The 8,322-nt window shown below is 62.0% G+C and carries 8 protein-coding genes; 5 read left to right on the top strand and 3 right to left on the bottom strand.

The features are described 5' to 3' along the window. Positions 1-40: 40 nt before the first annotated feature. On the bottom strand, positions 41-982 hold the full coding sequence (locus ACRESD_RS10630; protein WP_431750869.1) for an alpha/beta hydrolase: 942 nt from the start codon (positions 980-982) through the stop codon (positions 41-43). 99 nt (positions 983-1,081) lie between these two features. Here ACRESD_RS10630 and ACRESD_RS10625 point away from each other — a divergent pair, with 99 nt between their 5' ends. From ACRESD_RS10625 to ACRESD_RS10610, 4 genes are all read left to right on the top strand, one after another. Then, positions 1,082-1,660 (top strand): DUF6436 domain-containing protein, encoded by a 579-nt coding sequence (locus tag ACRESD_RS10625; RefSeq protein ID WP_431750868.1) that lies wholly within the window; start codon positions 1,082-1,084, stop codon positions 1,658-1,660. Positions 1,661-1,750: 90 nt separating this feature from the next. Beyond that, a complete protein-coding gene (locus ACRESD_RS10620) occupies positions 1,751-2,107 on the top strand; it encodes an EamA family transporter (protein ID WP_248730984.1) in 357 nt (118 codons plus the stop codon). Beyond that, positions 2,107-2,517, top strand: coding sequence for a DMT family transporter (locus tag ACRESD_RS10615; RefSeq protein ID WP_431750867.1), 411 nt, complete (start codon positions 2,107-2,109; stop codon positions 2,515-2,517). Before ACRESD_RS10620 ends, ACRESD_RS10615 begins: the two co-directional genes overlap by 1 nt. Further along, positions 2,517-3,737: a DegT/DnrJ/EryC1/StrS family aminotransferase gene (locus tag ACRESD_RS10610; protein WP_431750866.1), complete on the top strand. Its 1,221-nt coding sequence runs from the start codon at positions 2,517-2,519 to the stop codon at positions 3,735-3,737. Before ACRESD_RS10615 ends, ACRESD_RS10610 begins: the two co-directional genes overlap by 1 nt. On the opposite strand, the gene ACRESD_RS10605 is transcribed toward ACRESD_RS10610, so the two are convergent. Together ACRESD_RS10605 and ACRESD_RS10600 are read right to left on the bottom strand one after the other, a co-directional pair. Next, complete coding sequence (locus ACRESD_RS10605; protein ID WP_431750865.1) at positions 3,715-4,593, bottom strand: hypothetical protein; 879 nt, start codon at positions 4,591-4,593, stop codon at positions 3,715-3,717. The genes ACRESD_RS10610 and ACRESD_RS10605 overlap by 23 nt on opposite strands. Continuing rightward, positions 4,590-5,696 (bottom strand): GNAT family N-acetyltransferase, encoded by a 1,107-nt coding sequence (locus ACRESD_RS10600; RefSeq protein WP_431750864.1) that lies wholly within the window; start codon positions 5,694-5,696, stop codon positions 4,590-4,592. The genes ACRESD_RS10605 and ACRESD_RS10600 overlap by 4 nt, the downstream gene beginning before the upstream one ends. Positions 5,697-5,854: 158 nt before the next feature. Between ACRESD_RS10600 and ACRESD_RS10595 the strand changes: the two genes are divergently transcribed. Continuing rightward, complete coding sequence (locus ACRESD_RS10595) at positions 5,855-8,209, top strand: penicillin acylase family protein (protein WP_431750863.1); 2,355 nt, start codon at positions 5,855-5,857, stop codon at positions 8,207-8,209. Positions 8,210-8,322: the final 113 nt, after the last annotated feature.

The following is an 8,322-nucleotide window of genomic DNA, read 5'->3' as shown; positions in this document are numbered from 1 at the left end:
CCGTAATCGGGGGCAAGCCCCCTCCCACATTTGGAACGTGTTACTTCAGATGGTCCGTGAGAAAGCTGAAGTACTGCTCACGAATCTCCGGAATCTCATTTGCCAGGTGATGCCTGCCCCGCGGCAGCATCAACACCTCGGGCTGATCGAACTTACTGCGCAGTACCTGCAAGTTGTGCTGCCAGTCCACTGTCATATCCTCCTCGCCTTGCACGATCAGTGGCCGCCGTGGGCTGCGCGGAGCGGCTTCGATGCGTTTGATCCAGCGTGCCAGCGCGCCTACCCAGGCCGTGGGCAGTTGGCGTGGTTGCAACGGGTCAGCCTCCAGGAACGGCTTGAATTGCGGATCGTTGGTGTTCTCGCTGAACCGTCGGGCAATGCCTTTCACAAACGGGCGCAGCAGGTAATAGCTGACCTGTGACCACCCCCAGGCACGGGGCCGCACCAAGGGTGACAACAGGAAGGTCTTGCCCTGGGCCGGACTGTCGAGGCCATGATTGAGCAAATGGTCAACCACCACCGCACCGCCAGTGCTTTGCCCGAACAAGTGCCAGGGTTGCGGCAGTCGCAGCGCTTCGGCCTGGGCGAACAACGCCTTCACCACCGCCTGATATACCGCAAAATCATCGATGCTGGCACGAGCGCCACTGGACAGCCCATGGCCCGGCAAATCGCAGGCGATCACCACAAACCCCTGGTCCAGCGCCCAATCCACCACATGGCGGTACAGCCCCATATGGTCGTAGAAGCCGTGAAACATGAACATCGTCGCTACCGGCTGCGCTGGCCACCATACCTGTGCCACGACCTGGAAGCCTTCCACTTCGAAGCGTCCCAAGCGGCTGGGCGCCGGCACCTTGCGCGCTGGCAGGTCCAGCCCGTAGAACCGCTGGTAGACCCGGGCCTCCACGGAAAGCGGCTGCGCATCCACCAGGGGCCGCAAGCTTTCGCGCAGATGATCGGGGTCAAAACTGACAGGCATAAAGGGTTCCAAACTCTCGGTGAAGATGAATATCGAGCTGCGATATTCATCTGTCAGGGCAAGCATGGCAAGCTACGCGACCTCCGAGGATAGATCTGAATGCGACAGCACTCCCGCACCGCCCTGTTCGCCGGCCTGATGCTGGTCATTTGCGTCGGCGTGCTGTGGACGGCCTATGACTGGTTCCAGGGCCGCTACCTGCGCGTCTTCAGCGAACACACGGCGGTGTTTTCCGGGGACGCCTTGCGCCTGCCCGCAGAGCTCGCAGGCCCGGGACCGATACGCCTGGTGCATTTCTGGGACCCGGCGTGCCCGTGCAATGTCGGCAACCAGCAGCATCTGGGCGAACTGATCGAGGAGTACGCGCCTCAAGGCGTGGAGTTCTATGCCCTGCAAAAGGCCGGCAGCCACGGCCAACTGCCCGACAACCTGCGCAAGATGAAAACCCTCGCCGCCTTGCCCGGCGCCGACCAGGTGCCAGCAACGCCGGCCGTGGGGATTTGGGATCGCACGGGCAAGCTCGCGTACTTCGGCCCCTACAGTGAAGGGCTGACGTGTAATTCGAGTAACAGCTTTATCGAGCCGATCTTGAAAGCCCTCGGGGCCGGGCGCGAAATTGACGCGACCCACACCCTGGCGGTGGGCTGCTATTGCGAATGGCGCAAGGGATCAAACTGAACACAGGCTGTTCGACCGGCAAACTCCAGTCACCCAAGCGACAGGCTGCTGTATCGTACGCTCTCGGCAGGATTGTAAGCATAGGAATACATGAGCCAGTTAACCATCATCCTCTGGATACTCAACGTTATCGTCGATACGTCCGGCCAGCTGGCATTCAAGGCGGCGGCTTCAGCCAGCGCCGAGCATGATGGCCTGGCCCACTGGAAACACATGCTCAAGCGGCCATGGATCTGGATCGGCGTTATCTGCTACGTCTTCGAATTCGTGTTGTGGCTGGCGTTCCTGACCCTGGTACCGCTGTCGGTCGGCGTGATGCTGGGCTCCATCAACATTGTGGTGATCATGATTGCCGGCCGTTTCCTGTTCAAGGAAAGCCTGAGCAAATGGCGGTTGATCGGCATCATGCTGATCGCCTGTGGCGTGACCGTCGTGGGGTTTGAATAATGAAACGCTTTTATGTCCTGGGTTTTCTCGCGCTGATCATTTTCGACACCTTGGCGCAGGTCAGCTTCAAGTTCGCCTCGGTGCATGCCGAGCCCCTGACGATGGACGCTGCCTGGCTGGTGCGCGTGTTTGGCGCCCCGTGGATCTACGGCGCGTTTGTCGGTTACATCGGCGCCTTCTTCACCTGGATGACCTTGCTCAAATACGCCCCGGTAGGCCCGGCGTTTGCGGCCTCGCACTTGGAACTGATCAGCGTGACGCTGATTTCCGTGTGGTTGTTCGATGACAGCCTGACCCTGCCGAAAATCATCGGCGGCGCGCTGATCATTGCCGGCATCCTGTGCCTGGCGCGCAGCGAGGACGAAGCCGGCAAAGTCATCGGTGCCGGTCGTTCGGAGACGCTGGCGTAATGCTCCCTCGGGAGATTCCGCCCACCGCAGGGCTGCCCCTGCGCTGGCGGGATCTGCTCGGCCTGTCGGGCGACCTGGCCCCTGCCCTGGCCCGCCAACTGTCGATTCCGCTGCCGGCGCTGCCTTGCTCCGGCACCGCCGCGCTGGTCATCGCCCTGCGGGTGTTGCAACAGCGCATGCCGGGACGTACCCGGCTTATCGTGCCAGCCTACACCTGTCCGCTGGTGGCCCTGGCCGCCCATTACTGCCCGCCGCTGCGGGTGGTGCCCTGTGATTTGCAGCCCAACAGCATCGATCTGGACGAACAGCATCTGGCGCAGTTGTGCGACGAAAGCACCCTGGCGGTGGTGGTTACCCATTTGGCCGGGCGCGTGGCGGATGTCGATTCCGCCCAACGCATTGCCGGCGCCGTCGGCGCGGCGATCATCGAAGATGCCGCGCAAGCCATGGGCGCGCTGGACGATGGCCGCAGCGTCGGGCTCAAGGGCGACGTAGGCTTTTTCAGCATGGCGCTGGGTAAAGGGCTGACGACGGCAGAAGGCGGTGTGTTGTTCAGTCGCGACCCGGTGCTGCATCAAGCGCTGCACCGTCAATGCCGCCAGGACTTGCCCTTCAGCCTGCGCTGGGAAGCGCAACGCAGCGCCGAGCTGTGGGGATATGCCCTGCTTTACCGGCCCAGCGGCTTGTACTACGTGTACGGCAAGGCCTTGCGCGCAGCATTGGCGCACGGCGATGCAGTGGCCGCGGTGGGCGATGATTTTTCGGTCAACGACATTCCACTGCATCACCTGGGCGGTTATCGCCGCAGAGTCGGCGCCGCTGCGCTGGCGCGCTTGCCCGATCACTTGCAACAAGGCCGCGCCCGCGCCTTACGCCGTGCCGCACGCTTGAATGCCCTGCCCGGTGTCTCGGTCATCATGGACCGAACCGGACAGCAAGGCACCTGGCCGTTCCTGATGGTGATGATGCCCTCGGCCCACGCCCGCGATGTGGCGATGGCGCAGCTCTGGACCTCGGGGTTGGGCGTGACGCGCCTGTTCATACACGCCTTGCCGGATTATCCCAACGTGACCCCCTTGCTGGAACCGGGCAACCAGATCACCCAGGCCCAGGCTTTCGCCCACCGCACCCTGTCGATCAGCAACAGCCATTGGCTGACCGACGAACACTTCGAACAGATCCTGGCCCGGCTGAAAGTTATCGTTTCCAGCCCTGATTGATGCGCGCCACCAGGCGGCCATTCAATTCGTTCTGCTGCTGTTGCCAGATCTGCACCTGCGCCTCGGGCAGCTCTTCCTGGCCGTCGGACGCGCTCAGCCAGCGCTTGAACTTGCTTTCATAGTGGTAGGCCGACACATCGCCCGTAATGTCCGCGCCGATGATCTGCCCCTGGCAGGCATCGATCAGATCATTCAAATGTTGCTCCAGGAACTCACCCTGGTCCCAGTTGGTGTTCACCACCTGCGGGCTCAGCACGTCTTTGTCGATGGACAGGTAAACCGGCAGTGAACGGTCCAGCTGTGCCAGGAACGCACTCATCAGGTCATCCGGATGGCTGAAGGCGCGATTGCTGCGCCCGGCGCCGATCCAGTTCATCCAGCGCGTATCGACGTTGACGTTCCAGTAGGTCAACTTGCGCTTGAGTAGCGGCGACCAGTGATTTTCCCAGGCGTGGCCGAGGGCAATGTCCTGCGAACCGATACCGAGCACATGCACATGCTCGACCTGAGGCAAACGGCTGGCCCAATAGACCCACGAACCGCAGTGGATGCCGAATGGGTAGCGCATATTGTCGGGGTGGTTGTCGCAAATGATCAGTTGGTATTTCTGCTGCGTGGGAAGGCGGTTCAACAGGAGCTGGCTGAGATGGTGATAGTCGCCGCTGCCGGTAAACACACAGCCGTAGTCGCTGGGCATCTGCGTATGCAGGGCGGTTTCCAGCTCCTTGAACTGGGCCCAACGGCAGCCGAAGCGGATTTTTTCCTGCCACGCCTGCAGCGCCAGGGTGGTCGCGCCGGGAATGTCGCTGACGGCGCCATCAAAATCGAGAATCAGCGGTGCGCGGTCCTGGCTCATGCGGTGTGCTCCTGGTGCCACTGGTTGTCGCTTTCAAAATGATGACGGAACCGGTTGCCCAGCTTGCGCAACAACGGGTTGCGTATCCACACCAAGTGCCGCGTGAAGGTGAAGTCGGCACCAAGGCTGGCCTTGACCTGCGGGTCGGTCCAACCCGCCACATAAAATTTCAGCCCATGGGCCATCGCGTATTCCAGGTTCACAAACCAGCTGACGAAATACAGGTTGAACTCCAGCGCCTGCGGATAGCTGAGGCCGATGTACTTGTCGAGCAGCTTGTCACCCTCCACGTAGCACAGGTTGTAACCGATCAGTTCGTCGCAGTGCCAGTAACAGAACACGCGCCCGTGACTGCCGGCATCCCTCAGCAACCCGCTGAAAAACTCCGGCGTGAGCAGGTCAAAATGGATCTCGCTCTGGTCGTACACCGCCTTGTACAACCCGTACAACTGCGTCAGCCAGGCGTCATCGTTGAAGCGTGCATCGCCGGTGTCCAGGATCTCCACGCGCAACGCTTCACGGCTGCGCAGTTTGCGTCGGATATTACGGCGACGGCTGTGGGACAGGCGCCCCAGGTATTCGTCGACGCTGGTGAAGTTGATGGGCACATAGGCGAGCGCCTGGCCTTCAAGGCTGATGAAGCCACGCTGGGTGCACTCATCGATCAAGGCTTGCGCGTAGCGGTTGTCCGCTTCGCTGAGCAGCGGTGAGTTGTGGGGTACGTCTTTGACGATGGTGAGTTTGCGCTGCGGCGCGCATTCCTCTTGTAGCCAGCGCGCGAGGTCCTGGGGCGACACGTCCTGGGGGAACGGCGCGTACTCACTGACCGTGGTGCCCACAAAGCAGCTGTCGATACGCAGCCACGACTGCCACATGGCATACCCCGGCCAGCCGCGCACACGCTTCTCGAATTCATCGTCGGCGGTGGTCAACAGGTCGAACGGGGTGAAGAAGTAGGGCAGGCCCTGGTCGGACAACCGAGCGTCAAAACCTTGCGGCGGATGCTGCAAGAAGCGACCGATCAGCGATGGCGCTTCCAGGCAACAGGCGTAGGCAACGTCTGAATGGCTGGGGTCTGGCTTGGATGGCGTGGCGCAGGTCATGAAAAAAAGCTCAAGGACGACGGACGCAATAGTAGCCCATCCGCCATGCTGGACGCTTGAACCTCGGCTGTCACAACGACGCATCAGCATTTTCCGCAGTTTCCACCAAACCGATTAGACTCCGTTGACCTTCCAGGTGACTGACTCAAGGACCGTCCATGAAACGCAGCCTGACCGTGCTCGCCCTCCTGATTGCCGCCCTTCTGGCCGGCGCCGGCTGGTATGTCTACAGCAAGCAACCGACCCGCCAGGGCACGGTAATGCTGAACAACCTGCAAGGCTCGGTCACGGTGCGTTACGACGACCGTGGCGTGCCGCACATCCGCGCCGAGAACGAGGCCGACCTGTATCGCGCCCTGGGCTATGTGCATGCCCAGGACCGGCTGTTCCAGATGGAGATCATGCGGCGCCTGGCCCGTGGCGAACTGGCCGAGGTGCTGGGCCCCAAGCTGCTGGAAACCGACAAACTGTTCCGTAGCCTGCGCATTCGTGAGCGCGCCTTGAGTTACGTGGAACACATCGATCATGACTCGAACGCCTGGAAAGCCCTGCAAGCCTACCTGGACGGAATCAACCAGTATCAGGCCAGCCACGCCAGCCCGATGGAGTTCGATGTGCTGGGCATCACCAAGCGGCCCTTCACGCCCGAGGACACCATCAGTGTCGCCGGTTACATGGCCTACAGTTTTGCCGTGGCCTTTCGTACCGAGCCGGTGCTGACTTACATACGCGACCAACTGGGCAGCGACTACCTGAAAGTCTTCGACCTGGACTGGCAGCCCAAGGGCGCGCTCAACCTGGCCACCAGCGACTGGAAAACCCTCGGCGCCCTCGCCGCCCTGAGTGACAGGGCCTTGGCCGACAACGGCCTGCCGCAGTTCGAAGGCAGCAACGCCTGGGCCATCAGCGGCAGCCGCACTCAAAGTGGCAAGCCCTTGCTGGCGGGTGACCCGCACATCCGCTTCTCGGTGCCTTCTGTGTGGTACGAGGCGCAACTGTCGGCGCCGGGCTTTGAACTCTACGGCTATCACAACGCGCTGGTGCCGGTGGCGTTCCTGGGGCACAACCTGGATTTCGGCTGGAGCCTGACCATGTTCCAGAACGACGACCTCGACCTGATCGCTGAAAAGGTCAACCCGGACAACCCCAACCAGGTCTGGTACCACGACCAATGGGTCGACATGACCAGCAGCGAGCAGCAGATCGCCGTCAAGGGCCAGGAGCCAGTGGTGCTGACCCTGCGCCGATCGCCCCACGGCCCGATCATCAATGACGTACTCGGCGAAAATGCCGGCAAGACGCCGATCGCCATGTGGTGGGCGTTCCTCGACAGCGAAAACCCGATCCTCGAAGGTTTCTACCAGCTCAACCGGGCCGACACGCTGGCCAAGGCCCGTGCCGCAGCCGCCAAGGTGTCGGCGCCTGGGCTGAATATCGTGTGGGCGAACGCCAAGGGCGATATCGGCTGGTGGGCCGCAGCGCAATTGCCGATCCGTCCGGCCGGGGTCAACCCGGCATTCATCCTCGACGGCAGCACCACCCAGGCCGACAAATTGGGCTTCTACCCGTTCAGCGCCAACCCTCAGGAAGAGAACCCGGCGCGCGGGTATGTGGTGTCGGCCAATGCTCAACCGGCCTCCCCGACTGGCATGGAAATCCCTGGCTATTACAACCTGGCCGACCGTGGTCAACAGCTGAACATGCAGTTGAGCGACAAGAGCGTGAAGTGGGACGTGAACAACAGCCAGGCGTTGCAACTGGGCACCACCACCGCCTACGGCCCACGCCTGTTGGCGCCGCTGCTGCCAGTATTACGTGACGTGATCAAGGACCCCGCCCAGTTGAAGCTGGTGGAACAGCTTGCAAACTGGAAGGGTGACTACCCACTGGACTCCACCAGCGCCACGCTGTTCAACCAGTTCCTGTTCAACCTCACCGACGCGACGTTCCACCCGAAACTGGGCGATGCCCTGTTCAAGACCTTGCTCACCACCCGGATGATCGACGCCGCCCTGCCGCGCCTGGCCGCTTCAGCGGATTCGCCCTGGTGGAACGGCAAACGCGCCGACACCGTCAAGCTCGCCTGGGACAACAGCCTGGCGCACCTCAAGGCCACCTTCGGCGATGATCCGAGCCAGTGGCAGTGGGGCAAGGCGCACACCCTGACCCACGGGCACCCGCTGGGCATGCAAAAGCCTTTGGACAAGATCTTCAACGTCGGCCCGTTCCCCGCCCCCGGCAGCCATGAAGTGCCCAACAACCAATCGGCCATGATCGGCCCAGCGCCCTGGCCCGTGACCTACGGCCCGTCGACCCGCCGCCTGATCGACTTCGCCGAGCCGGCCCACGCCCTGACCATCAACCCGGTGGGGCAAAGCGGCGTGCCGTTCGATCGGCACTATAGCGATCAGGCGCAAACCTACATCGAGGGTGGGTACGAACAAGCGCATTTCAGTGAGGAGGAAGTGACGGCGAATACCCGTGGCACCTTGAAACTGTTGCCAGCCAGATAGCAGCTTGGAACTCGGTCAAAAATGTGGGAGCGGGCTTGCTCGCGAATGCGGTATGTCAGCTAATACATGTGTCGACTGACCCAGCGTATTCGCGAGCAAGCCCGCTCCCACAT

It is taken from the genome of Pseudomonas sp. (genome assembly GCF_050739995.1).
Classification (GTDB): domain Bacteria; phylum Pseudomonadota; class Gammaproteobacteria; order Pseudomonadales; family Pseudomonadaceae; genus Aquipseudomonas.
This window is presented reverse-complemented; position numbering and strand designations above follow the sequence as displayed.

Bases quoted from the DNA above. Each gene is read 5' to 3' on its own strand.
- ACRESD_RS10630 (WP_431750869.1), bottom strand. From the start codon at position 982: ATGCCTGTCAGTTTTGACCCCGATCATCTGCGCGAAAGCTTGCGGCCC.
- ACRESD_RS10625 (WP_431750868.1), top strand. From the start codon at position 1,082: ATGCGACAGCACTCCCGCACCGCCCTGTTCGCCGGCCTGATGCTGGTC.
- ACRESD_RS10620 (WP_248730984.1), top strand. From the start codon at position 1,751: ATGAGCCAGTTAACCATCATCCTCTGGATACTCAACGTTATCGTCGAT.
- ACRESD_RS10615 (WP_431750867.1), top strand. From the start codon at position 2,107: ATGAAACGCTTTTATGTCCTGGGTTTTCTCGCGCTGATCATTTTCGAC.
- ACRESD_RS10610 (WP_431750866.1), top strand. From the start codon at position 2,517: ATGCTCCCTCGGGAGATTCCGCCCACCGCAGGGCTGCCCCTGCGCTGG.
- ACRESD_RS10605 (WP_431750865.1), bottom strand. From the start codon at position 4,593: ATGAGCCAGGACCGCGCACCGCTGATTCTCGATTTTGATGGCGCCGTC.
- ACRESD_RS10600 (WP_431750864.1), bottom strand. From the start codon at position 5,696: ATGACCTGCGCCACGCCATCCAAGCCAGACCCCAGCCATTCAGACGTT.
- ACRESD_RS10595 (WP_431750863.1), top strand. From the start codon at position 5,855: ATGAAACGCAGCCTGACCGTGCTCGCCCTCCTGATTGCCGCCCTTCTG.